General features: G+C 57.3%; 25 protein-coding genes. 12 read left to right on the top strand and 13 right to left on the bottom strand.

Features of this window, described 5'->3' with window-relative positions; translation table 11 throughout:
* Nucleotides 1-117: 117 nt before the first annotated feature.
* From dnaK to IEX04_RS09290, 5 genes are all read left to right on the top strand, one after another.
* Nucleotides 118-1,971, top strand: a complete 1,854-nt coding sequence (dnaK, locus tag IEX04_RS09310; protein ID WP_105675811.1) for a molecular chaperone DnaK — start codon at nucleotides 118-120, stop codon at nucleotides 1,969-1,971.
* 13 nt (nucleotides 1,972-1,984) lie between these two features.
* Nucleotides 1,985-2,557 carry a nucleotide exchange factor GrpE gene (locus IEX04_RS09305; RefSeq protein ID WP_188685249.1) on the top strand — a complete coding sequence of 191 codons (573 nt, stop codon included), beginning with the start codon at nucleotides 1,985-1,987 and terminating at the stop codon, nucleotides 2,555-2,557.
* A gap of 87 nt (nucleotides 2,558-2,644) precedes the next feature.
* Entirely contained in the window at nucleotides 2,645-3,610 is a 966-nt protein-coding gene (locus tag IEX04_RS09300; RefSeq protein WP_105675807.1) for a DnaJ C-terminal domain-containing protein, read from the top strand.
* A gap of 102 nt (nucleotides 3,611-3,712) precedes the next feature.
* On the top strand, nucleotides 3,713-4,141 hold the full coding sequence (locus IEX04_RS09295; protein WP_096257066.1) for a heat shock protein transcriptional repressor HspR: 429 nt from the start codon (nucleotides 3,713-3,715) through the stop codon (nucleotides 4,139-4,141).
* A gap of 244 nt (nucleotides 4,142-4,385) precedes the next feature.
* Nucleotides 4,386-5,999, top strand: coding sequence for an AMP-binding protein (locus IEX04_RS09290; RefSeq protein WP_096257065.1), 1,614 nt, complete (start codon nucleotides 4,386-4,388; stop codon nucleotides 5,997-5,999).
* A gap of 11 nt (nucleotides 6,000-6,010) precedes the next feature.
* Here IEX04_RS09290 and IEX04_RS09285 read toward each other — a convergent pair whose 3' ends face one another.
* Nucleotides 6,011-6,613, bottom strand: coding sequence for a GNAT family N-acetyltransferase (locus tag IEX04_RS09285; protein WP_188685247.1), 603 nt, complete (start codon nucleotides 6,611-6,613; stop codon nucleotides 6,011-6,013).
* A gap of 42 nt (nucleotides 6,614-6,655) precedes the next feature.
* Entirely contained in the window at nucleotides 6,656-7,516 is an 861-nt protein-coding gene (trmB, locus tag IEX04_RS09280; RefSeq protein WP_188685245.1) for a tRNA (guanosine(46)-N7)-methyltransferase TrmB, read from the bottom strand.
* A gap of 150 nt (nucleotides 7,517-7,666) precedes the next feature.
* On the opposite strand from trmB, the gene IEX04_RS09275 reads away from it, so the two are divergent.
* Entirely contained in the window at nucleotides 7,667-8,077 is a 411-nt protein-coding gene (locus IEX04_RS09275) for a YccF domain-containing protein (protein ID WP_096257063.1), read from the top strand.
* Between the two features lie 62 nt (nucleotides 8,078-8,139).
* Here the strand turns inward: IEX04_RS09275 and IEX04_RS09270 are convergent, their stop codons facing one another.
* Nucleotides 8,140-8,643, bottom strand: a complete 504-nt coding sequence (locus tag IEX04_RS09270) for a DinB family protein (protein ID WP_188685243.1) — start codon at nucleotides 8,641-8,643, stop codon at nucleotides 8,140-8,142.
* Between the two features lie 44 nt (nucleotides 8,644-8,687).
* A complete protein-coding gene (locus tag IEX04_RS09265; RefSeq protein WP_188685240.1) occupies nucleotides 8,688-9,803 on the bottom strand; it encodes a hypothetical protein in 1,116 nt (371 codons plus the stop codon).
* A gap of 291 nt (nucleotides 9,804-10,094) precedes the next feature.
* Between IEX04_RS09265 and clpB the strand changes: the two genes are divergently transcribed.
* Complete coding sequence (clpB, locus tag IEX04_RS09260; RefSeq protein ID WP_188685238.1) at nucleotides 10,095-12,695, top strand: ATP-dependent chaperone ClpB; 2,601 nt, start codon at nucleotides 10,095-10,097, stop codon at nucleotides 12,693-12,695.
* A 71-nt stretch (nucleotides 12,696-12,766) separates the two neighbouring features.
* On the opposite strand, the gene IEX04_RS09255 is transcribed toward clpB, so the two are convergent.
* Nucleotides 12,767-13,345 carry a septum formation family protein gene (locus IEX04_RS09255; protein WP_170947909.1) on the bottom strand — a complete coding sequence of 193 codons (579 nt, stop codon included), beginning with the start codon at nucleotides 13,343-13,345 and terminating at the stop codon, nucleotides 12,767-12,769.
* 225 nt (nucleotides 13,346-13,570) lie between these two features.
* Between IEX04_RS09255 and IEX04_RS09250 the strand changes: the two genes are divergently transcribed.
* Nucleotides 13,571-13,789, top strand: a complete 219-nt coding sequence (locus IEX04_RS09250) for a DUF3073 domain-containing protein (RefSeq protein ID WP_096257058.1) — start codon at nucleotides 13,571-13,573, stop codon at nucleotides 13,787-13,789.
* Nucleotides 13,790-13,984: 195 nt separating this feature from the next.
* The gene (locus IEX04_RS09245) at nucleotides 13,985-14,875 is read left to right on the top strand and encodes a Sir2 family NAD-dependent protein deacetylase (protein WP_188685276.1); all 891 of its coding nucleotides are present in this window, start codon (nucleotides 13,985-13,987) and stop codon (nucleotides 14,873-14,875) included.
* A 71-nt stretch (nucleotides 14,876-14,946) separates the two neighbouring features.
* Here the strand turns inward: IEX04_RS09245 and purM are convergent, their stop codons facing one another.
* The 5 genes from purM to IEX04_RS09220 form a co-directional block, all read right to left on the bottom strand.
* The gene (purM, locus tag IEX04_RS09240; RefSeq protein WP_188685236.1) at nucleotides 14,947-16,089 is read right to left on the bottom strand and encodes a phosphoribosylformylglycinamidine cyclo-ligase; all 1,143 of its coding nucleotides are present in this window, start codon (nucleotides 16,087-16,089) and stop codon (nucleotides 14,947-14,949) included.
* Between the two features lie 76 nt (nucleotides 16,090-16,165).
* On the bottom strand, nucleotides 16,166-17,689 hold the full coding sequence (gene purF, locus IEX04_RS09235) for an amidophosphoribosyltransferase (protein ID WP_188685235.1): 1,524 nt from the start codon (nucleotides 17,687-17,689) through the stop codon (nucleotides 16,166-16,168).
* 104 nt (nucleotides 17,690-17,793) lie between these two features.
* Entirely contained in the window at nucleotides 17,794-18,117 is a 324-nt protein-coding gene (locus tag IEX04_RS09230) for a hypothetical protein (protein WP_096257054.1), read from the bottom strand.
* A gap of 3 nt (nucleotides 18,118-18,120) precedes the next feature.
* Nucleotides 18,121-18,501 (bottom strand): sterol carrier family protein, encoded by a 381-nt coding sequence (locus IEX04_RS09225; protein WP_188685234.1) that lies wholly within the window; start codon nucleotides 18,499-18,501, stop codon nucleotides 18,121-18,123.
* A 63-nt stretch (nucleotides 18,502-18,564) separates the two neighbouring features.
* Nucleotides 18,565-19,557 (bottom strand): asparaginase, encoded by a 993-nt coding sequence (locus IEX04_RS09220; RefSeq protein ID WP_188685233.1) that lies wholly within the window; start codon nucleotides 19,555-19,557, stop codon nucleotides 18,565-18,567.
* A gap of 143 nt (nucleotides 19,558-19,700) precedes the next feature.
* On the opposite strand from IEX04_RS09220, the gene purD reads away from it, so the two are divergent.
* Nucleotides 19,701-20,987: a phosphoribosylamine--glycine ligase gene (gene purD / locus IEX04_RS09215; protein ID WP_188685274.1), complete on the top strand. Its 1,287-nt coding sequence runs from the start codon at nucleotides 19,701-19,703 to the stop codon at nucleotides 20,985-20,987.
* Nucleotides 20,987-21,892 carry a phosphoribosylaminoimidazolesuccinocarboxamide synthase gene (locus IEX04_RS09210; protein WP_188685232.1) on the top strand — a complete coding sequence of 302 codons (906 nt, stop codon included), beginning with the start codon at nucleotides 20,987-20,989 and terminating at the stop codon, nucleotides 21,890-21,892. The genes purD and IEX04_RS09210 overlap by 1 nt, the downstream gene beginning before the upstream one ends.
* A gap of 435 nt (nucleotides 21,893-22,327) precedes the next feature.
* Here IEX04_RS09210 and IEX04_RS09205 read toward each other — a convergent pair whose 3' ends face one another.
* The 3 genes from IEX04_RS09205 to IEX04_RS09195 all read right to left on the bottom strand — a co-directional run bounded on the left by IEX04_RS09205 (nucleotide 22,328) and on the right by IEX04_RS09195 (nucleotide 24,425).
* Nucleotides 22,328-22,969 carry a vitamin K epoxide reductase family protein gene (locus IEX04_RS09205; RefSeq protein WP_188685230.1) on the bottom strand — a complete coding sequence of 214 codons (642 nt, stop codon included), beginning with the start codon at nucleotides 22,967-22,969 and terminating at the stop codon, nucleotides 22,328-22,330.
* Nucleotides 22,970-23,000: 31 nt separating this feature from the next.
* Nucleotides 23,001-23,693 carry a DsbA family protein gene (locus IEX04_RS09200; protein ID WP_188685229.1) on the bottom strand — a complete coding sequence of 231 codons (693 nt, stop codon included), beginning with the start codon at nucleotides 23,691-23,693 and terminating at the stop codon, nucleotides 23,001-23,003.
* 240 nt (nucleotides 23,694-23,933) lie between these two features.
* Complete coding sequence (locus IEX04_RS09195) at nucleotides 23,934-24,425, bottom strand: ZIP family metal transporter (RefSeq protein ID WP_229677077.1); 492 nt, start codon at nucleotides 24,423-24,425, stop codon at nucleotides 23,934-23,936.
* Here IEX04_RS09195 and IEX04_RS18785 point away from each other — a divergent pair.
* Nucleotides 24,397-24,681, top strand: a complete 285-nt coding sequence (locus tag IEX04_RS18785) for a hypothetical protein (RefSeq protein WP_229677076.1) — start codon at nucleotides 24,397-24,399, stop codon at nucleotides 24,679-24,681. The two genes, IEX04_RS09195 and IEX04_RS18785, sit on opposite strands and share 29 nt — an antisense overlap.
* Nucleotides 24,682-24,715: the final 34 nt, after the last annotated feature.

Genomic DNA, 24,715 nt, shown 5'->3' with positions numbered 1-24,715 from the left:
CGCTCAAGTTAATTTGACAGTCAAAAAAGACAGTGAGTAAAGTTGAGTCCAGAACGCTCAACTGGGGTATCCGCCCCAAGCGTTAGTACTTACAACTCAAGGCAAAGGAGAGCCAATATGTCGCGTGCAGTAGGCATTGACCTAGGAACCACCAACTCGGTCGTATCCGTGCTCGAAGGTGGCGAGCCAACCGTTATCGCAAACGCGGAAGGTAACCGCACCACCCCGTCCATCGTTGCTTTCTCGAAGAGCGGCGAAGTTCTGGTGGGCGATATCGCCAAGCGCCAGGCAGTGAACAACATTGACCGCACCATCGCTTCGGTCAAGCGCCACATGGGTACCGACTGGTCCATCGACATCGATGACAAGAAGTACACCGCTCAGGAAATTTCTGCTCGTACCCTGATGAAGCTGAAGAACGACGCCGAGTCGTACTTGGGCGAGAAGGTCACCGACGCGGTTATCACCGTTCCTGCATACTTCAACGATGCTGAGCGTCAGTCCACCAAGGAAGCCGGCGAGATCGCTGGCCTGAACGTGCTGCGCATCGTCAACGAGCCAACCGCAGCTGCACTGGCTTACGGCCTGGAAAAGGGTAAAGAAGACGAACTCATCTTGGTCTTCGACCTCGGTGGCGGTACCTTCGACGTTTCCCTGCTCGAAGTTGGCAAGGATGACGACGGATTCTCCACCATCCAGGTTCGCTCCACCTCGGGCGACAACCGCCTGGGTGGCGACGACTGGGATCAGCGCATCGTAGATTGGCTGCTGGCTCAGGCTAAGCAGAAGGGTGCAGACCTGTCCAAGGACAAGATTGCACTGCAGCGTCTGAAGGAAGCTGCTGAGCAGGCCAAGAAGGAACTGTCCTCGGCTACCAGCACCAACATCTCCCTGCAGTACCTCTCGGTCACCTCCGATGGCCCGGTTCACCTGGATGAGCACCTCTCGCGTGCCAAGTTCCAGGAACTGACCAAGGATCTGCTGGAGCGCACCCGCAAGCCATTCAACGATGTCATCAAGGAAGCCGGAGTTAAGGTTTCGGAGATCGCACACGTGATCCTCGTTGGCGGTTCGACCCGTATGCCAGCAGTGGCAGAGCTGGTCAAGGACCTGGCCGGCAAGGAAGCTAACAAGGGCGTCAACCCAGATGAGGTTGTTGCCGTTGGTGCAGCCCTGCAGGCTGGCGTGCTGAAGGGTGAGCGCAAGGACGTATTGCTCATCGACGTCACCCCACTGTCCCTAGGTATTGAAACCAAGGGCGGCGTGATGACCAAGCTGATCGAGCGCAACACCGCGATCCCAACCAAGCGTTCGGAGACCTTCACTACCGCCGAGGACAACCAGCCTTCGGTATCGATCCAGGTCTTCCAGGGTGAGCGCGAGTTCACCCGCGACAACAAGCCACTGGGCACCTTCGAGCTGACCGGTATCGCACCGGCACCTCGTGGCATCCCACAGGTTGAGGTCACCTTCGACATCGACGCCAACGGCATCGTGCACGTATCCGCTAAGGATAAGGGCACCGGTACCGAGCAGTCGATGACCATCACCGGCGGCTCCTCGCTGTCGAAGGAAGACATCGAGCGCATGGTTCAGGAAGCCGAAGCTCACGCCGAAGAGGACAAGGCCCGCCGCGAGGCAGCCGAGACCCGTAACGCCGCCGAGCAGGCAGCTTACTCGGTAGACAAGCTCATCAAGGACAACGATGAGAAGCTTCCAGAAGAGGTCAAGACCGAGGTTCAGGCCGACGTTGACGCACTGAAGGAAGCCTTGGAGAAGCAGGACAACGACGACGAGGTGAAGGCAGCGTTTGAGAAGCTTCAGGCTTCGCAGACCAAGCTGGGCGAGGCAATCTACGCCAACACCGCCGCCGAAGGCGCCGAAGCACCTGCAGGCGAGCAGGCTCCAAACGCTGATGAAGACATCGTCGACGCCGAGGTAATCGACGAAGACGAAGCCGACAAGAAGTAGGGAGTAAGGGAATATGTCCGAGGCACAGGACCAGAACGAAAACTCCGGCCAGGAGCCGGAGAACCAGCCAGAGGCAGCCGACGTGCAGCCAAACGCTGACGCCCTGGGTCAGGCCGAGGCGATCCTGAACGAGGCTGCTGCAGGTGTCGAAGAGGCACAGGCTGAAGTTACCGAAAAGGAATCCGAGCTTCGCAACGACCTGCTTCGTTTGCAGGCCGAGTACGTCAACTACCGCAAGCGCGTAGAGCGTGACCGGGTAGCAGTACGTGAAAGTGCCGTTCAGTCGGTGCTCGCCACGTTGCTGCCGGTGCTTGATGATATCGATGCGGCACGTGCTCATGGTGACTTAGCAGATGGCCCGTTCGCGGCTATCGCAAAGAAGCTGGACACGGTCTTGGCAACTCACGGCCTGGAACGAATCGATGAGGCTGGGGTCGAATTTGATCCCAACGTTCACGAGGCGTTGCTCCGCCAGCCGGTCCCAGAGATCCCAGCGGATCATGTGGGACAGGTACTGCGAGCCGGTTACCGTAAGGGAAACTACACCATGCGTGCCGCGCAGGTGCTAGTAGCCACCGGCGAGTAGCCACACATCTAGATAACGAAACTGCCCACTGCCGAAACCTCGACAGTGGGCAGTTTCAAATCGGTAGTCAAAAGAAAGGGGGCCCTGATGGCAAGTCAGGACTGGATCGACAAAGACTTTTACGCCATTCTGGGCGTCTCCAAGGACGCCAGCGAGGCGGACATCAAGAAGGCGTACCGTAAGCTAGCGCGTAAATACCACCCGGATACTAATCAGGGTGATGCGGAAGCAGAGCGGAAGTTCAAAGACATCTCCGAGGCTAATTCGGTGCTTTCGGACAAAGAAGAGCGTGAGCAGTATGATGCGATTCGCGCTATGGGCGGCGGAGCGCGTTTCAGCGCCGGAGGCCCCGGCGGCGCACCAGGCGGCCAAGCAGGCTTTGATGACATGTTCTCCAACCTCTTTGGTGGGGGAGGGGCACCACGCGGTCGCGGCGGACAACCAGATTTCTCTGATCTGTTCGGTGGCGGCGGTTTCGGTGGCGGCTTTGGACAAAGTGCCCCGCCTCGCAAGGGCGCGGACCGCACCGCAAGCACCACGATTTCCTTCGCCGGATCTATCAAGGGCACCACTATCGGTTTGCGTGAGCAAAGCGGTGAAGTCATTGACGTACGAGTTCCTGCAGGAATCAAGGACGGTCAATCGGTACGTGTGCGCGGTCGCGGTCAGTCAGGACCAGCCGGAAACGGCGACCTGCTGGTGAAGGTGAAAGTTACCGAACACCCGTACTTCAAACGCGAAGAGAACAATATTCGTGTGCACGTGCCAATCACCTTTGATGAGGCCGCGCTGGGCGCAAAAATTCATGTGCCAACCTTGGATGGCGAAGAAGTTGCCATGAAGGTACCAGCCGGTTCAAACTCGGGGCGGACCTTACGTCTGAAAGGGCGCGGGGTGAAGACCTCCAAGGCGACCGGCGACATGCTGATCGTGTTAGATGTGGTCATTCCGCAGAACCTGAACGATAAGGCGAAAGCAGCCATCGAAGAGTTCGCGGCGGCTACCGAGGGTGAAGATCCTCGACAGGCGCTGGCTGCTAAGGCCAAGCTCTAAGCTAAAGATTGGCCCGATACGTGAGTGTGCTTCGCAAGGGGCACACTCACGTAGACAATACATTTATCCCCTACATTAGGGGAGAAACGGAGACTGAGATTCATGGCCCACGAGTTCCTAAGACCTGTGTTCGTCATTTCAGTCGCCGCACAACTAGCAGATATGCACCCGCAGACCCTGCGCCAGTATGATCGCATCGGATTGGTCTCACCCAGCCGTCAATCGGGTAAGCAGCGACGATATTCCCAGCGCGACGTTTCACTATTGCGCCAGGTACAGCAGCTGAGCAAAGAGGGCGTCTCGCTCGAAGGCATTAAACGCATTATCGAGCTGCAAAACCAGGTGTCTTTTCTGCAAAACCAGGTCGGCGAATTACGCGATGAATTGCGCGCCGTCCAGCAAGGCCAAACCCGTGTGTTCGCCGCCGGAACCGCCGCCGGAGATGTGGTTTCCATGGCCCGCGGAATGCGTCCGGCTCGCCGCGAACCAACGGTGACACTATTTACAACGCGCCGTGCCATTGGCAGATAGTTTTCCTCCGTTGGTCGTGTTCGGCTAGTAATCCGTCGGTAAAATCATTAGTCTCAAAACTACGTGATCCACCTCACCTATCGTGGGTCACGTTGTTGCGTCCCGGATAACCGTATCCGGAATAAAAGCTGCGCAACCCTACTGTTTTGAGGATGGAGAGCTTCGTGCGGGAGAACCCATTAGTTATGACCCCTGATCAGGTAAAAGTCGGCATTTCTGAGACTCAGGATCTGAGGGCCAAGCGATGAAATCCTATGCACAGGGCGATACCACTTCGGAACTTCTACACGACACTATCGGCGCCAACCTAGAACGCACCGTCGCATTGTATGGAGAGCGTGAAGCACTGGTGGAAGCCTTCACCGGTCGGCGCTGGACCTGGAATGAGCTGGACCTAGCGGTTAACGATTTAGCGCGTGGACTTCTCTCAGCTGGTTTAGAACCGGGGGATAGGGTGGGAGTTTGGGCGCCAAACTGCGCCGAATGGACCTTGACTCAGTACGCCACAGCAAAAATCGGTGTCATCTTGGTCAATGTTAATCCCACCTATCGAAGTCATGAGTATTCCTACGCGGTCAATCACAGCGGCCTACGGATGCTGATCACCATGACCAGTTTCAAAACGAGTATGTATCGTGAAATGGTTGAACGTTGTGCCGTGGATACTCCGACCTTGGAACGCGTGGTCTATCTGGACACCGCTGACTGGGCCGAACTTATCGAGGCAGGTCAAGGTATAGATCCGGCCTTGGTTAGCCAACGTCTGGCGCTGACTGAACCAGATCAAGCCATCAATATTCAGTACACCTCTGGTACTACGGGGTATCCCAAGGGCGCGACACTCAGCCACCGAAATATTCTGAATAACGGATTTTTTGTCACTGAAACTATTCGGCTAGGTCCCGAAGACCGACTCTGCATCCCGGTGCCTTTTTACCACTGCTTCGGCATGGTGATGGGAAATCTGGGATGCACAAGTCACGGAACCACTATGGTGATCCCGGCCCCGAGCTTTGATGCTGAAACTACCCTGCGAGTAGTGGCCGAAGAAAAATGCACCGGTGTTTATGGGGTTCCCACCATGTTTATTGCGATGCAAAATCACCCAAGTTTTGGTACCCATGATTTGAGTACCTTGCGTACCGGAATCATGGCCGGATCGGTTTGTCCGGTTGAAGTGATGCGCGGTTGCCTAGAAGATATGAACATGTCCGAGGTATCCATCGCCTACGGAATGACCGAAACCAGCCCAGTGTCCTGCCAGACGAGGGCGGATGATGACTTAGAGGCACGTACCGAAACCATTGGCCGAGTTCACCCGCATTTGGAAGTCAAAATCGTGGATCCAGCGACCGGGGAAACTGTGGAACGTGGAGAACCGGGAGAATATTGCACTCGTGGCTACTCGGTGATGCTCGGTTATTGGAATGACGAAGCCAAAACCAAGGAAGCAATTGATTCGGAGAACTGGTTGCATACCGGGGACCTCGCGGTCATGCGCGAAGACGGATATTGCGTCATTGTGGGGCGCATCAAGGATATGGTGATTCGCGGCGGTGAGAACATCTATCCTCGAGAGATTGAAGAGTTCTTCTTCAAACACCCAGATATTGAGGATGTCTCGGTGGTGGGAATTCCAGATGAAAAATATGGTGAGGAAATTTGTGCCTGTATCAAGATGAAGGCGGGCAAGGACCCGCTGACCATTGAGGACCTCAGGGCCTTTGCCCACGGTCAACTGGCACAGTACAAAATTCCTGCCTATGCCATGATCCTCGATGAATTTCCGATTACCGTCACCGGCAAAATTCGTAAGGTGCAATTACGTGAAGACGCGGCGAAAAAGTTACTCACCTAAGTATCGGTGAATTACAAACGGTCGTGCTTGGCCAACCGGGCCAAGAGCCCTTGCCTGACGGCGGGCCACTCCTGTGGCAGGATCGAGAAAATCACGGTGTCACGCAGAGTCCCAGTGCTTGCGTCATACATGTGATTGCGCAGCACGCCGTCTTGCTTCGCGCCTAGTCGGGCGATCGCCGCGCGTGACTGCTGGTTATGCCAATGGGTGCAAAAGGCCACGGACAAGCAGTCGAGTTCTTCGAAGGCGCGCTGCAACAAAAGATACTTCGCTGCAGCGTTTATGCCGGTTCCCTGGAAATCGGTGCCAAGGAAAGTGGAACCGATTTCTACCCGTCGGTTCGCTTCGCTGATATTCAAATAGGTTGTTGCGCCCACCGCGTTGCCACTGTGTTCATCGATGATCGCGAACGGTGCCATCTGGCCCTCGGCCTGCAAAGCGAGCCGGCGCGATATCTCAGCGTCCATGCCTTGTGCCGAAGGGGTCTTAGTGAACCACACTTGGTCCAGCGAACCGTGGGTCACGATGGCGCCGAGGTCAGCTGAATGTTTGTGTCTCAACTGTTCTAGTCGGACGCCGGCGAATTCCAGGGTGGGGGTTGCACTGAGGCTCATGCCTGCAAGTGTATTGCAGGCATGAGCCTTAGGTTTTTAAAGTTACTTGGCGCCCCGGGTATAGGCCAGATCAAAGACCAAACGTCCGGCCTTCAACGCTTTGCCCTCAAAGCTGGTGAGGATACGACGTTCAAAACGTGGTGCCCAGCCACCTCGCTCATCAACAAAGTCAGGTTCTGGATCAAAGCCTTCCATACCGTTGGCGCGAACCTTGGTGAGGTTGCTTTCCGTTCCCGAATGCGCGCCTGGATGCTGATTTTCAAATAGTGGGTGAGCTTCGAGTACCTCACGCATTTGTTCGGCGTAGTTAGACCAGTCGGTGGCCAGTCGAAGTGTTCCACCAGGCTTTAATACACGGGCGACCTTGTCCAAGAATGAGGAAGTGATCAGTCGACGCTTGTGGTGACGAGGCTTGTGCCATGGATCTGAGAAGAAGATCCACAATTCGTCGGCGCTGCTCTCTTCGAGCATCACGTCCAAGACCTCTGGAGCATTGGCCTGGACCGCGCGAACGTTTTCCAGTTCAAAGGACTCGACCTTGAGCATTAGCTGGGCTAATCCCGGAAGATAAACCTCCACGGCAAGGTAGTTTCGCTCTGGATCATCCTTGGCAGCGTTGGCAATGCATTCGCCTAAGCCTGTACCAATCTCCACGATGAGCGGGGCCACGCGACCAAAAGCCTGTTCAGGGTCCAAACGGAAGTCATCTGCCACAGAGGTGTCGGCAATCTTGCGAGGTGGCTCAATGACGTAGCTTTCGGCATTGCGCTCCCATGCAGCCGCGCGGCGTCCTTGGAGCCGATTACCTCGGCGCACAAAGGAGACCGGGTCGGCACGAAACAGGGAAGGATCTTTGGCCATGTTGTCGGTGCCTTCGGGTTGCGCGTCGCTACGTTCACTCATGATCATTAATCCTAGCCGAGGACCGGAGGAGGCCCACCAGAAATTCGTAGGGCGTTGCACACCCATAATTCATTTTTGTCACAAATACTAGGGGGCGTTCCGGGTGTTCCCCTATAGCGCGGACTAGCGAAGCGCTGTCATGCTAGAAGCATGACAGATTTAGTGCGTGGCATCTTGAATATCATTTGGCTACTATTCGGCGGCCTGTGGTTAGCGTTGGGGTATGTTCTGGCCGGCATTATCTGCTGCCTGCTCATCGTCACCATTCCGTTTGGTATCGCTTCCTTTAGGATCGCCGGTTACGCCTTGTGGCCCTTTGGCCGCACCGTCGTCGACCGCGGCCCGGTAGGAGCCTTTTCGACACTGGGAAATATTATTTGGTTAGTTTTCGCTGGAATCTGGATCGCCATCGGTCACGTGGTGACCGCGATCCCGATGTTCGTTTCCATTATTGGCATCCCGCTAGGTATCGCAAACCTCAAAATGATCCCGGTATCTTTGATGCCGCTAGGGAAGGAAATTGTTCCTTCGGATTATTACATCGCAGGGATGCGACGCTAAATTTTATGCAACTAAGCTAGAGCCGGTTCCGTATGGACCGGCTTTTGCTTACTTGGTTGTGTCTAAGCTTTTTGCTGTCGGCGCTGCAGGATTTGTTCGCGCAAAATATCAGCGTGCCCACAGTGCTGGGCCAGTTCCCGAAGAACGTGGAGTTGGACCCAAGCTAATGGCAAGGGGCCACGGCGGTTACCTGGAAGAAGCGCATCATCGGCCAACTCTGCGCGAGCTGTACGGGACAGCGAAATAGCGTCCCGGTAAGCGCGCTGGATCGATTCAATAGTGTCTTGGGCCGCCAGATCAAAGGATTGATCAGGTGTTTGCACAATTCCTAGGTCCGCTCGTGAGGCACCGGTGACGGCCTCGCCAAACCAGACTCGTTCCACGAAGGTCACGTGCTTTACCAGGCCAAGCAACGTGGTCTTGGAAGAGACCAGATGCATTTTTGCTTCGGTCTCGCTTAGCCCATCGAGGCATTCCAGAAGCATTTTCCGGTGTTGCTCAATAAACTCGTCAGCCAGTTGAGCCGGATGTGGGGCGTGGTGGGCAGTGGAATCTGGATTGGGCATGCTCTAGTCTGCGCGTTATGCAAGGTGTGACGCAACGTCTGCGTTCAGAGTTTCCAAGCTCTTGCGAGCACATCCCAATGTTCTTGAGTCATCAAACTCACGGGAGTCACCGAGACGGCAACCGGGCCAGCTTCCGAGATAGTTTGTAGTGCGGAAGCAAGTTGTTCTGGTGCCAGCGCCGAGTTTTGCGCCCAAAGCCCTGTTGACATGACGAACCGTCCAGGAAATCTTTGCTGCAACGACCGGGCCAGCCGACCACCATAGTCTGGGGTACTCACATTGATGGAGAAGTAGTTCCATATGATGAGTCGATCCGCCGCGGAGAGCAAGGTTTCGTAGGCATGACCGGAAGCCGCCCGGTCACCGTCCGGGTTTGCCCAGGAGGCCCTGACGTCCATATCCAGTAGTACTCCACGAGCCTGGGCCGCGGTTCTAATTCGAGACAACAAGTTGGCCAGAGCGGCCGAACGGCAGATTCCAAGACTCGGGTGCGCGGTGTCAATTTCCCCGGTGGAGGCTCGCGGCCAGTCTTTCTTGCCACTGTGCTTGCTGAAGGAGCGTAAATCTGGGGTTCCGAAGGTGAAGTCGTCAAACATTAGCTCGGTCAATGAAATTCGGTTCGGCTTGTACCTGGCACAAATCTCACCTGCCAGCTGCACTAGTAGGTCTCCGGCTATCCCGCTTTCTAAAGAACTCACGCTAGGAAAGTCATAGGATGCTTCGCCTTGTGGATTAACACCGGCAATGCTCGGGTCAGCCGCGATGTTTGCTGGACACAAGGTGTCGATAGTTAGGGTGATTTCCGAATTGCCAGTCAGTTCTGGTCTGAGCGCGTGGATAGCTTCAGCAACGTAGTCTCGGCCGCTACTGGCCACGCCATCCGCGGAGGCCTGCGGCCGTGCTTCCCAGTTGAATGCGGTCCAATCGGTGCGGCCAACGCTGAGTGAGAGCCCCGTGGCATTTACCTGACGAAGCTGTTGAGCATAGTGTTCCCAGCGCGGGGTGTCAGTGACAATGTTTTCAAAGCCGAAACTTACTGCGCGTTCTGAGGGAACAACACGACGCACAGCGCAGGCGTTGGTAGCGCCCAGGGTTACGCTGGCCGACGCCAACGTCAAAAATCGACGGCGCGTGACCGAGCGAACAGTAGACTTCGGCATTATTTCCGGTCCCCAAGATTTGAACTGATTTGAGCTACGGATAGTAGGTCAATAGGTGCGTGAGTCTGGATATTTCGGCGAAGCACTGAGCCCCAAGCTAGTTTTCGGCGACGAATCACGCACTGATACTAATTCTAACTAGCCATGCTGTGGGCCGGTGAGTCGTTGCCGTTTGATGACGCGTGGAGCAATCGAGAAAAATTTAGTTGATGCGGAATAAGAACACCAAGAGTAGAGTTGAGTTAAGTACACTCAAGTTTATGGGTTCACCCTCAGAGAGAAAGGATTCGCGTGGACACCAAGCTCACCACCAAGAGCCAGGAGGCTCTATCTGCTTCCGGGATGAATGCTTCGACCGCGGGAAACCCGCAGATCGAACCAGCTCACTTGCTGAAGGCCTTGTTAGATCAGCGAGACTCGGTTGCCGTGGCATTACTGAAAACTGCAGGTCTGGACGTTGAAGCGCTCTCGGCGAAATCGAGTACGGCTATCAATGCCTTGCCTGCTAATTCCGGATCCTCGGTGGCTCAAGCCCAATTCTCTCGTCAATTGCTCCAAGTAGTCAGCACCGCACAGGAGATCGCGAACAACATGGGGGACACCTATGTCTCCACCGAACACCTGCTGATCGCCTTAGCCTCTGACCAGACCAAAGCCGGCGAAGCGCTGCGCGACTCCGGGGCTACCCGGGAATTGTTGGTGGCAACGTTGCCCACTATCCGTGGGGACCGCAAGGTTGATAACCCCAACCCGGAAGACACCTTCCAAGCCCTAGAGAAGTTCGGCACGGATATGACCGCGCTAGCCCGCTCGGGCAAACTTGATCCGGTCATCGGCCGCGATAAGGAAATCCGCCGCGTGGTCCAGGTACTCTCCCGGCGCACCAAAAATAACCCGGTGCTCATCGGTGAGCCTGGCGTAGGTAAAACCGCCGTGGTTGAAGGACTCGCTCAGCGCATGATCGCCGGAGACGTGCCAGAGTCGCTGCGAGGAAAGACACTCATCTCGCTAGACCTCGGATCTATGATTGCCGGCGCGAAATACCGTGGCGAGTTCGAAGAACGCCTGAAGTCTGTACTCGAAGAGATCAGAGCCTCGGACGGACAGATTGTCACATTCATCGATGAGATTCATACCGTCGTAGGCGCTGGCGCTTCCGAAGGCGCTATGGATGCCGGCAATATGCTCAAGCCAATGCTCGCGCGCGGTGAACTACGCCTGATCGGCGCCACCACGCTGGATGAGTACCGCGAAAATATCGAAAAAGACCCGGCACTGGAGCGTCGCTTTGCGCAGGTCTATGTGGGGGAGCCAAGCGTGGATGACACGATCGCAATCCTGCGCGGACTCAAGGAACGCTACGAAGCACACCACAAGGTGTCCATCGCCGACTCGGCACTCGTGGCTGCTTCTACGCTGTCCAACAGGTACATCTCCGGGCGGCAGTTGCCGGACAAAGCCATTGACCTGGTCGATGAGGCGGCCAGCCGCCTGCGTATGGAGATTGACTCGGCTCCCGAGGAAATCGATGAGCTGCGCCGTGAAGTGGACAGGCTGACCATGGAAGAGCTCGCGCTCGCCGGGGAGACCGATCCGGGATCCATTGAACGCCTCGACGCGCTTCGTATGGATATGGCCGATAAGAAGGAAACCCTCGATGCGCTCAATGCCCAATGGGATGCGGAGAAGTCAGGGCTGAACCGCGTAGGTGATCTGAAGGTGAAGCTAGATGAGCTGCGCTCGCAGGCCGAAAAGTTCCAGCGCGAAGGTGACCTGGAAAATGCCTCACGACTGCTCTACGGAGAGATCCCCACGTTGCAAGGCGAACTTGAAGCGGCAGCCGAGGCTGAGGCAGGCAAGAGCCACGAACACACCATGGTGGCTGAAGAGGTGACCGCTGATGACATTGCCGAAGTCATCTCGGCGTGGACAGGTATCCCCGCCGGACGGATGCTGCAAGGCGAAAGCCAGAAGCTGCTGGAGATGGAATCAATCATCGGCCAGCGCCTGGTGGGTCAGCAACAGGCGGTAACCGCGGTCTCCGATGCGGTGCGCCGAACCCGTGCGGGAATTTCGGATCCGGACCGGCCTACCGGCTCGTTCCTATTCCTTGGACCTACCGGTGTGGGTAAGACGGAGCTGGCCAAGTCCCTAGCCGACTTCCTCTTTGATGATCCTCGTGCGATGGTGCGTATCGACATGTCCGAGTACGCCGAGAAGCACTCGGTATCGCGACTAGTCGGAGCGCCTCCGGGCTATGTCGGTTATGAAGAGGGCGGACAGCTGACCGAAGCAGTAAGGCGCCGTCCGTACTCGGTGATCTTGCTGGACGAAGTGGAAAAAGCCCACCCTGAAGTTTTCGACATCCTCTTGCAGGTGCTTGATGATGGACGCTTGACCGATGGGCAGGGCCGTACCGTTGACTTCAGAAACACGATCTTGATCCTGACCTCCAATATGGGTTCCCAGTTCCTGGTGGACCCAAACCTGGAAGACAAGGACAAGAAGGCAGCCGTGATGAACGTGGTTAATGCTTCCTTCAAACCAGAGTTCTTGAACCGTCTGGACGAGATCATCATGTTTGATCCGTTGAGCATCAATGAGCTGGGCAACATTGTGAAACTGCAAATTGACCTGCTGGCTGCAAGGCTTTCCGAGCGTCGACTAAGTTTGGACGTTTCCGAAGCCGCCAGCGAGTGGCTGGCCATGACCGGCTACGACCCGGCTTATGGTGCCCGGCCGCTTCGCCGCTTGGTGCAACGCGAAATCGGTGACCGATTGGCTCGTCAGCTTCTGGGAGGAAATATTCAGGACGGGGATCGTGTGCAGGTGGGCCTTGACCCGGAGGGAGATAAACTCGTCGTCACCCGCGGAACCCGCGAAAGCGAGTAGCTAAAGGTTGCGTCGACGCACTGATGGCCGGTGGAAATCCACCGGCCATCAGCGTAAGTCAGTGACGTAACTTAGCTTTCTTCGTTATCGGGAAGTAGCGAGTTGCGAACATTTCCCTCGGTCAGTCCCAGGAAGCAAGAGACCTGACGGTCACCTTGGGACCAGGTACTTTCCGAGGGGCGTGAGAAGTGGTACGTCCAGGTGGAATCCAGTCCAGCACTAGGGTCGAGCGAAACTGATTTGCACAGCGATTCGGACTCGGTGAGCAACTCATTTGATCCGGGATATTTGTCGCCGGTCAACTCGAAGGTTCCGATGAGCTGAGCGTTATGCGAGGAATCGCAGGTAACAACCGTCTGTGGGGATAGCGGAGAATCAAAGCCACGCAGGCAGTCGCCGAGGACTAACTGCTCCGGGGGGATCGAGGCGGCGATCACTCCGTCCAATCCGGGGCTTTCATTTCGCTCTACGGTGTTCGCCTCTGGCGTAGTTGGTGTAATAAAGCGAAGTACAACGAAAACTACCGCGGCGCTCAAAGCTAAAACAGCAATGACGAGCAAAACCCACTGGCCGATTTGCCGTTTGGGCTTCTCCGATTCCGGCTGTAGGGGCGGTAAAGCCGCCTGCGGCTCGGGTAGATCTTTTTCCACCACCTGTAGTGCTCCTTCAAGGATTGCCGAGGATATTTTGGGAGCAAGCTCACTAAATAGTCGTTGGACTAATCGACAGTCTAACGGGTCTGGCACGTGTTGCGTTCAGCGCTCGCCGTGGAATCGTGTTAACCTTTAATTACGAAAGAACTGATCACATATTCGGGGGCCTCCACCTATTAGGTGGACCACCTTCCGACTCTACTGAAAAGAGGGGGTCACGCCATGGGGCGCGGCCGTCAAAAGGCTAAAGCACAGCGTCAAGCGCGAGACATCAAGTACTACTCGCCCTCGACTGACCTGACAGCACTCGAGCGAGAGCTGGGTATCAGGTCCGAACATCAGACCCCAAAACCGGTGCCTGTTGATTCTTCGTATGACGACGAATATTCGAAATACGACGAGCAGACTAAAAAGTACTCGGGAGACGACGACGCCGACTAAACATCGGCCAGTTAACCGAGAGTCTTTGGCTCGGGTGCCAGCCTTCATTTGAAGTGGTGCAGCTCTACAGTACATATTTACGACAAGCCGCAACGACTAAGCTAAATTAGCTTTAGGTCGCTGCGGCATTTGTCGTGTTCGGAACCCGCGAAAGGGCGCACACTAGTGAGTACACCCGAAGAGCTATCGATTCAGATGGCCCATCAATCTGCCATACGTTCGATGCAACGCATCGTTGAGCAACAAGCGCAGCCGCATCCCAACGCAGAAGCTCGGGCCGGAGTTCAAGCTCAGCTGGACCGTGGCAACGTCCTGGTGGTGACCGGAGCCGGAGTCTCCACAGATTCGGGTATTCCTGACTACCGCGGCCCGAACGGTTCCTTACAGCGTCACCGTCCGATGACCTATCAAGAATTCAAGTATCGACCCGAAGCACGCCAACGCTATTGGGCCCGCGGATTTGTTGGCTGGCGGCACATGTTTCGGGCCGAGCCTAACGCCATCCACCACCGACTAGTGCGTTGGGAAGAAGAAGGTCGAATCAGCGGCATCATCACCCAGAATGTTGATGGCTTGCACCAGCAAGCTGGTTCCAAGACGGTGATCCCGGTGCATGGGGACCTCTCGATAGTGCGTTGCCTAGATTGTGGGAAATCCGAAGACCGGCAGCATTTTGATGACCGGCTCCAAGAGCTCAACGTTGGCTACCTGGAAGCCGTAGACGTCGATCCTAGCGCCATCAACCCGGACGGTGACGTAGAACTACCTCAGTACCTGGTTGACCGCTTTGTGATGGGAAGCTGTCTGTATTGTGGCTCGCTGGCTTTGAAGCCGGACGTTGTCTACTTCGGGGAAAACGTGCCAGCCGAACGCAAGGAGCAAATTGCCAGGCTTGAAGAAAGCTCCGACTCGTTGCTGGTGCTTGGCTCGTCATTGGCGGTGATGAGCGGGTACAAAATCCTTTTGAACTTTGTTAAGAGAGGTTTGCCTGTTGCCTTGGTAACTAACGGGCACGTGCGTGGCGAGCAGAAGGCCACCTGGCGTTGGCGGGTTCCGCTGGATCAGGCACTGTCCCAGCTTCACTAGCCGGGTCACTTTAAAGAATTGATGCGTCACACCCGGAAAGGGGGCGACGCATCAAATCGTTAAACTAGCAGTTACTTGGCGTAGTTACCGGTCAGCAGCACGCCGCCACCGTCAACACCCTTGGCACCCTGTACATAGTCCAGACCTGCCGAGCTAGCCGATGGGTCAAGCTTCTCTACCGAGCCCATGATCCATGCACCCATGCCAGCCTTGTTCAACAGCGCCACCGCGCGGTCAGCAACACTCTGGTCCACTACTGCCACCATGCCCACACCCAGGTTCAGGGTGCGCTCAAGGTCAGGCAACGGAACGTTGCCGAGGGAAGCAATCGTGGAGAAGACCGCTGGAAGCGACCAGGTGGAGCGATCCACGCGGGCCATCAGGCCCTGGGGGAGTACGCGAGCCAAGTTAGCTGCCAGACCGCCACCGGTAACGTGGCTGAAGCCGTGAACGCCGAAGTCTTCTCCGGTATTCAATTCATCAATCAAGTCCAAGCAGGCAGTGGTGTAAATGCGGGTCGGAACCAACAGTTCCTCGCCCAAGGTGCGGCCGAACTCGGCGACCTCACGCTCTAGTTCCCACTTAGCATGTGCGATCACACGGCGCACCAGCGAGTAACCGTTGGAGTGGATGCCTGAGGAAGCCATACCGATGACAACGTCGCCGGCCAGCACACGTTCTGGGCCGAGCAGCTGATCTGCCTCGATAACACCGGTGGCGGCACCTGCCACGTCGTATTCGTCTTCGGCCAGCAAGCCTGGGTGCTCAGCGGTTTCGCCGCCTACCAATGCGGTGCCTGCGAGCTTGCAACCCTCGGCGATACCTCGCACGATGTCGGCGATACGCTCCGGAACTACCTTGCCGGTAGCGATGTAATCGGTCATGAACAGCGGCTTCGCGCCAACCACTACGATGTCATCTACCACCATGCCGACCAGGTCCTGACCGATGGTGTCGTGGATATCTAGCTTCTGGGCGATAGCCACCTTGGTGCCCACACCATCGGTGGAAGTTGCTAGGTAAGGCTTCTTGTATCCGGTCAGGAAAGAAACATCGAATAGGCCAGCGAAACCGCCGACCCCGCCGACTACTCCGGAAGTGTGCGTGGCCTTGATGGCGCCCTTCATCAGTTCAACGGCGCGGTCACCGGCCTCGACGTCGACACCGGCTCCGGCGTAGGTGATGGAGGTGGGCTGCTCTTGCGTGCCGCTCATGGCAGATGGGTCCTTTTCTGTCGTGAACACCGAGGTAACGGTGCCGCTTGCAACGAGGTAGTAGTGAGGTGGCTAGTTACAGGGAAGATTCGAGTTCGGCATCCGGGCCCGGCTCGCAGCCGCCCTGGTTGCTCTTCTCCAGCAGGTTCTTCCCGCGGCGCTCATCACCTGGCAGCGCAATCGGGTAGTCGCCGGTAAAGCACGCGGTGCACAGCTTCTCGCGAGGCTGCAAGGTCGAACCGATCATGCCTTCCTCGGAAATGTAAGCCAAAGAATCGGCGCCGATGGACTTACCGATTTCATCCACGGCAGCACCATTGGCAATCAGTTCCGCACGGGTGGCGAAATCGATGCCGTAGAAGCAAGGCCACTTCACCGGTGGTGAAGAGATCTTTACGTGGACCTCGGCGGCACCAGCTTCGCGCAACATCCGCACCACGGCGCGCTGGGTATTACCGCGCACAATCGAATCGTCCACCACAACCACGCGTTTGCCGCGCAGCACGGTTTCCAAAGCATTAAGTTTCAGCTTGATACCCAGCTGACGCAAGGTCTGCGAGGGCTGGATGAAGGTGCGGCCCACATAGGCGTTCTTGACGAAACCGTGGGTGAAAGGAATCCCTGATTCCTCGGCATAACCAATGGCGGCAGGTGTGCCGGATTCCGGGACCGGGATGACAATATCTGCATCCGCACTGTTTTCACGGGCCAGCTGACGGCCCATTTCTACGCGAGCTTCATACACTGAGCGGCCAGCAATGGAAGCATCCGGGCGGGCTAGGTACACGTACTCGAAGACGCAACCCTTCGGGGTGGCTTCGGCGAAGCGAGTAGAACGCACGCCACTTTCATCGATAGCGATCAGTTCGCCAGGCTCAATTTCACGAATGAATGAGGCGCCGACGGTAGCAAGACCGGGCTGCTCGGAAGCAACAACCCAGCCACGGTCCAAACGGCCTAGAACCAGCGGGCGTACCCCGTGTGGGTCACGCGCTGCATACATGGTGTTTTCATCCATGAAGACAAAGCAGAATGCGCCTTCAATCTTCGGCAGCAACTCCAACGCGGTTTCTTCTAAGGACTGGCCTTCGGAGCCAGCAAGCAACGCGGTGACCAGCGCGGTGTCGGTGGTGTTGCCCTGAGCGATTTCGCCACGGACCTTACCGCCTTCGGCCAGCTGCTTAGCCTCCACCATTTCGGCTAGCTGCGCCGAGTTGGTTAAGTTACCGTTATGCGCCAAAGCGACGGTGCCGGTCTGGGTAGGGCCCAAGGTTGGCTGCGCGTTGGCCCAGTGGCTTGCCCCGGTGGTGGAGTACCGGCAGTGGCCAACTGCTAGGTGGCCGGTCATCGAATTTAAGGTGTTTTCATCAAAAACCTGGGAAACCAAGCCCATGTCTTTGTACACGTTGATTCGCGAGCCATCGCTGGTGGCAATACCGGCGGACTCTTGTCCACGGTGCTGCAGAGCGTAGAGCCCGTAATAAGTTAGTTTTGCAACGTCTTCGCCAGGTGCCCAAACACCAAAAACTCCGCATTCATCCTGCGGACCTTTTTCGCTGGGAAGCAAGTCATGATTAAGTAGTCCATCGCCACGCGCCATGTCAATATTCTCTCATGTATCTATTGGTCGTCTTCGACCGCTTATGTGGTGAGCGACGACCAGGTGCGCGGCCGCCACATGCCTTCCTGGGAAGGGGAGGGCGCCTAGCCTTGTTGCTCGCTGGTGGTATCCCCGGCCAGGGGCACCGCCAGTTTTTGGGTGGTTTTGCGCGAAGTTACGCGGTCGATAATTACAAAGGCAAGTGCGCCCAGCCCAATGCCAAGTCCTGCACAAAACATGGCGAAGAATCCGATAGCCGAACCTACGGTGTAATCCATTGAAGGTTCACCAAGGAAGCCAATGATGGCACCGATCAGCGCACCGAGAACGGCGCCGGTCAGTACAAATGGCCAGAAACGTGGTGCCGCATGAACCAGCACGGTAATTGGCTGATCAGCGGATGACGGGGTGGCGGGGTGTTGCTCCATACTTTAAGGGTACTCAATTAGTGGCAGATGTGCCGACAAGTCTGCCCTTAGTCCGGAGGCATGCAATTGCCCCGATTGCACGGCCGTAGCCCAATCGGTTCTCCCGGTGACTAGCGATAGCCATAATTCAGCAGGCATTTCGACCACATTCGGAGGGGTTCCCCTGGTATGCCGAGGTCCTTCAATGCATTGGGTCACACCGAAGGGCGGGATGCGCACTTCAACCGAGTTTCCCTCGGCCCGCGAGGCGAGTTCCTCCAACGTAAAACGCACCGCCGTAGCGAGCGTGGAACGCCCTGTTTTCCCGCCAGTTCCAGCATTTTGCGCCCACTCGCGTAACGCCGTGCGCCCGGTAGGTTCATCGATTCTTCTTTTGATCGCCATGGCCTTAGATCTGACTCCTTCGATGACGTGAAAATGTCATATTTCGCGCTGCGAGCCTCGGCATCATCGAGGCGAGCCAGGCAAGAATCGCTGACCGGCATAGTGAATCTGCGCTGCGCGGGAACCCTCGGTGGTGCCTGCCGGCGCCAGTTTAGAAGACAATTCTTGCAGCTTCTGCGGTGTGAGGGCACCATGTTTGGCCAGCAGCCCCAGAGCCAGCAGGTCCATTCCGCGCGGTGAGCCATCCAGCATTTTGACCGCAACGCTCACCCCTTGGTTGGTGCTCATGCCCAGCACGCCTTCGGCACCCAACTTGGCAATAATCCCGGTGGATTCGCTAACTATGGTGTTCGGGCTGCCGGGACCGCGTACCGCCCAAGGATGTTCGCGCATCGCGTGTGCGACGGCACGAACATGCTGATCGCTGCTGGTACTGAGATTTTTGAACCCCTTGGCTAAGGAATGCAAGGATATCTGCGGTGCCGGAGCACCGCACCCATCCACCCCCACAAAAGTTACCGGTCCGCAGAATTCTTCAATTGCTTCTAACGCGCACTGCTGTACCGGATGTTCTGGATTCAGATACGTTTCTACCGGTTCTCCGCGCGATACCGCGGCGGCAAGAAATGCCGCATGTTTGCCCGAACAGTTGAATGCCAACTTGTTTTGACTGTGCCCACCGATGATCATTTCGGTTCTGGCGGCGGAATCGCCTGGCCATGAAGCCGGACACTGCAAATGATCTTCGCCCAAGTTCACCGAGGCGAGCACACTGTGCGCCAACTGCTGATGTCTGGCGGTACCCAGGTGGCTGGCGCAAGCCAAAGCTAGTTGGGCGGAGCTCAGAACCGCCCCGGCACGCAGAGAACCGATAGCTTGAAAAGGTTTCAGCGCGGAACGCGGAAAGATCAGGGCCTGCGGATCGCCGAGGGCTTCAAGTATTTCTCCCGAAGCGTCCAGCACCACCGCGGCTCCATAATGTCTGGATTCAACGACCGAATTACGGGTAACCCGAAGCAGCTCTGTGCAGTGTGTGATGTCTATCGCCGAAGCCATAAGACTCAGTCTAAGCGGTGCTTAGAGCACCTCAAATATCAGGAAACCCTAGAAACCCGAAGAGAAATAGTGACTCGTAAGAAGTGTTCATTGACCGGTCACAGACCAATAACCTGGCACTAATCTCCGGTAAACTCGGCGAGGTGAAGGTACTGGTTATTGGCCCAGGCGGCCGTGAGCATGCAATTGTCCGTGCACTGAGTGCAGACCCCTACGTCAATGAGGTTCATTGCGCTCCCGGTAACGCCGGTATCGCACAGGACGTCACCACCCACAACATCGATGCGCAAGACCCACAAGCGGTGCTGGCGCTGGCTAACGAACTGGCAAGCGAGCTAGTGATCGTTGGTCCCGAAGCGCCCTTGGCCGCCGGTGTTGCCGACGCGTTAATCGAAGCGGGCATCCCCGTTTTCGGACCAACCAAGGCCGCAGCCCAGCTGGAGGCTTCCAAAGCATTCGCCAAGGACGTGATGGCCGCCGCACAGGTGCCCACCGCGATGGCGCATGTGGCCACCAACTCGGCAGAAGCAGCCTCGGCGCTTGACGACTTTGGCGCACCCTACGTGGTTAAAGACGACGGCTTGGCAGCCGGAAAGGGTGTCGTGGTCACCAATGACCGCGCCGAAGCCCTGGCCCACGCCGAAGTCTGCTTTGCCGCCGGCGGTACCGTGGTCATCGAAGAATTCTTGGATGGCCCAGAAGTATCGCTCTTCGTCATTTGCGACGGTAAGCACGCGGTGCCTTTGGCCCCGGCGCAAGACTTCAAACGAATCTTCGACAACGATCAGGGGCCCAATACCGGTGGTATGGGCGCCTACTCACCGCTTGAATGGCTGCCCGAAACCTTTGTCGACGAGGTCATGGACCGCGTCGCCTACCCAACGTTGCGCGAAATGGAAAAGCGCGGCACCCCGTTCACCGGTGTGCTGTACTGCGGCCTTGCCATCACCAAGCGTGGCATCCGCGTGATCGAGTTCAACGCGCGCTTCGGCGACCCGGAGACCCAAGCGGTGCTGGCTCGCCTGAAGACTCCGTTAGGCGGCATCCTGCTAGCTGCGGCGAATGGAACACTGGATGACGCCGAACAGCTGCGCTGGTCTTCTCAGACCGCAGTTGACGTAGTCATTGCCGCAGAGAACTATCCTGACACCCCGGTGAAGGGTGGAATAATCCACGGGCTTGACCAAGCCAACGCGGTTCCCAACGTCCATGTCATGCATGCTGGCACCAGCGCCGATGCCGACGGCAACACCATCGTGTCCGGTGGTCGGGTTCTGGCCGTCGTTGCCCTGGGTGATGATCTAGCCAGTGCCCGGGCAAGTGCCTATGCCGGTGTTGCGAAGATCAGTTGGCCTGGAGCGCAGTCGCGCAGCGACATCGCTTTGAAGGCCGAACGTGGAGAAATCCTCACGACTAAGGAAAGCAAGTAATGGCAGGATTGCAGACAGAAACACTTTCCTTAGAAGGTTGGGACCATTTCTACTCCGGCAAGGTCCGGGATCTTTACGTACCTGCAGGTGTCAGCTTTGCAGACTCGGACCGGGTGCTCGTTGTCGCTTCGGACAGGATCAGTGCCTACGATTTTGTACTGACCAGTGAGATCCCCGATAAGGGCAAGGTACTGACCCAGCTCAGTCTGTGGTGGTTCAACCAGCTCAGCGAATTTGCCAATCACGTGATTTCCACCGACGTGCCAGAAGCAGTTGCCGGACGTGCGATGGTGTGCGAGAAGCTTGAGATGTATCCCATCGAGTGCATCGCCCGTGGCTACCTGACCGGCTCTGGCTTGGCCGAGTACAAGGTGTCTTCCACGGTATGCGCCTTGCCACTGCCAGCAGGCCTAGTTGATGGTTCACGGTTGCAACCTGCATTGTTCACCCCTTCGGCCAAGGCCGAAGTAGGGGAACACGACGAAAACATTTCCTTTGAGCAGACCGTGGAGCGCGTTGGACTGGACGTCTCCGAAGCACTGCGGGAAAAGACCGTTGCACTTTATGAGCGTGCCGAGAAGATTGCCCGCGAGCGCGGCATCATCTTGGCCGATACGAAGGTCGAGTTCGGGCTGGATCCTGCGACCGGGGACATTACCTTGGGCGATGAGGTGCTCACCCCGGACTCCTCGCGTTTCTGGGATGCGCAGTCCTATGAACCTGGCCAGGCTCAGGACAGCTTTGACAAGCAATTCGTCCGTGACTGGTTGTCCTCGGCAGAATCCGGGTGGGACAAGAATTCCGGGCAGCAGCCTCCGGCGTTGCCGGCAGACATTATCGAAAAGACCCGTGCACGCTACATCGAAGCATATGAGCGATTGACCGGGCAGAAGTTCTCAGCCTAATCGATCCAAAAGCAGGCCGGGGTGAAGAAAACTTCACCCCCATCTCGTTCTCCTCTCCAAAGTATTGGTAGGAAAAGGATGCAACGAAAAGGTTGGAAAATGCCGACCAGATCAGCCCCACCCGCCCCAGAAAACAGTAGATCCACACAGATATCGGCATAATCATGAGGTCCGCATAGGCCCCGTTATGCCGATATCGGCATAACGGGGCCTATGGGAATCTGACAATAACTGAAACTCGCTAAATTTTGTTAGTGTCCGAAACCATCTGTACTTGCACCGGTGAACGACCGGCTTACGGGACTCCCCCCAAATCCGAAAGATGTTCTGCTTACGGGATGATAAAACTCATCCATTGTGTGAATCGCAACGATAGACGGCGTACTTTTCACGGCGCTATTGGACCTCCGGCGAGGTTCCCGCGGGGAAGTGCGTCTAGCCGCCGGTGAAAGCCGGGAAGAAGCGCACGAACACGGAAGCGGACACCAAGACGTAGACGATGGCCACGAGCGTTCCAGCCCACTCGGCCGCAAACCTGACCAGAACCTGCGGCGCGGGAATCACACCATAGACGAGGTTGCGGACCGTGAGCAGGATGAACAACGGGATCATGGCCGCCCAGACCACCATGCAATACAGGCACAGAATATAGATCTCAAAGAGGGCCTGGCTCCAGAGCCAGATGACGAACACCGTCCCCAGGCTCACTCCCACTTGCAGACCTGCCCAGTACCAGCGCCCCGGCGCTGCTCCGGAGAGCACCACCATGGCGGTGGCCAAGATCAGCGCGAAGGCGACAATGCCAATCAACGGGTTAGGGAAGCCGAACAATTCCGACTGCCAGGTTCCCATGACCCGCCCGCAGGAAACCCACGGGTTCACATCGCAGCTGGTGACGTGGCCCGGGTTCTCATACAGGGCCAGTCGTTCCAGGACGAGGATGGCCGAGGCGGCCCAGCCCACGGCCCCGGTAACCAGCAGCACGAAGCCGAAGGTGCGCGGTCGGGCAAAGCGGGGCACGCGGATCGCCGGGTCACGGGGGCCGGCCGAGGTGCCAGAGGTGGCAGGTGTACTCATGGTGTCTTCCTTCCGGGTCTGGCGACGGTGGCTAATTGGCGGCCGTCGCTGCGACGGCGGCCTTGAACTCATCCAGGCTCTGCACGTTGAGCATCTTTCCGTCGAGGAAGAACGTCGGGGTGCCGGTCACGCCCAGGGCCTTGCCATCGGCGATATCCAGTTTCACGCGTTCCTCGGTGGCCGGGTCGGCGACGGCGGTGTCGTAGGCGGCCATGTCCAGTCCCAGGTCTTCGGCGTAGGTACGGAATAGGGCGCTCTTGTTATCCGCGGATTCGCCCCACTGGGCCTGGGTGTCGAACATCTTCTTGTACATATCCTCATAGGCGTCCTGCTGGGCTGCTGCCTCCACGGCCACAGCGGCGTTCATGGAGTTCAGGTGTCCGGGCAGCGGGAAGTACCGCTGGACGAAGGTGACGTTATCCGAGTGCTCGGCGCGCAGTTCCTCAACGAACGGGTAGGCCGCTCCGCAGGCCTCGCATTCGAAGTCCAGGAACTCCACCAGGACCGCTTTCTCGTCCGGAGCCTGGGAGAGCACGCGGCTGTTCTCCCGCACGACCTGCTGTTCGGTGGCGGCGGCGTCAGTGGCGGGAGTCGCGGCCGTGGAATTGTTCTGCGCGACGAAGTAGCCAATGACCGCGGCGATAACGGCGACGGCCAGCAGGATCCAGACGACGATCTTGGTTTTCTTCGGGGCACGGGTCGTTGAAGTGGTGGAGCTGTTCATGTGGTGTTCCGTTCTTTAGCTTGTGTTCCGGCGGGCCGGGCAGTCTAAGGGGTGGGGATATTTCGGTCGCTGAAAGTATATGCTTGCAGGCTCGTTGAGTGCACCTCCGGCTGGGGCGACTGGTATTTTTTGGTCCGGGATGCGCGCAGTCCGTCGAGGATCCCGTTCACCTCGGCGACCTCGTGGATGAGAACGACGGCTCAGCGCAAACTAGTTTCTTGTGGGTTCTTTCGCGATCGTTCATGAGCCGAGGTAGACGGAAATCAGCGCGAAGAGGCTGGCACCGACGGTGAGGAAGATGGGGTCGGTCCGGCTGGTTTCGCGTTCATGGGCTTCGCTGATCATTTCTTCGATGACCACGCTGGTCAGGATCCCGCCCGTCAGGGCCAGGACCGACAGGGTGATGATTTCGGGTGCGTCGCGCAGGACAAAGTAGCCGATGCTTGCTCCGAGAAGTATCGGGATGCCGAAGGCCAGGGACAGCAGGATGCGTTGGCTTCGCTTGACCTTGGCCCGCTTGAGTGTGGCGATGGCGGCGAATCCTTCGGGAATGTCGGCAGGGACCTGGCCCAGGGCCAGCAGCAGCCCGAGGGATGGGTTGATGAGGCTTGCGGTGCCGATCATGACGCCGTCGCTGAACAGGTCGAGCGCGACTCCCGTGAAGATGGCCATCGGACCCTGGGCGTCTTGTCCGGCAAGCCCGTTGCGCCAGGAACGCAATGAGCCGTTCAAGTCCGATGAACGCCGCACCGCCGGCGGCGAAGGCAGCGATGGGAACCCATGCCGGGTTGCCGGTGAGGGCTTCGGGCATCAGTTCCAGGCCAACGACGGCCAGCACTATTCCGGCCGCCAGGTGCAGGGCCTTGCTGAGGGTCTTATCGGAGACGTGGAAGAATTCGGCGGCCAGGCCTCCGAGCAGATTTCCGGCAGCGGGCAGAGCAGCGAAGGCGAGCACCAGCAAAAATTCCTGCATCGTGAACCTTTCTAGCGACCCGGCCTGGGACCTGGTCAAGCGTGGTTAG

The sequence above is a fragment of the Glutamicibacter ardleyensis genome, from assembly GCF_014644555.1.
Classification (GTDB): Bacteria; Actinomycetota; Actinomycetes; order Actinomycetales; family Micrococcaceae; genus Glutamicibacter; species Glutamicibacter bergerei.
Note: the sequence above shows the minus strand (reverse complement) of the source record. Positions and strands in the feature narration are given on the sequence as shown.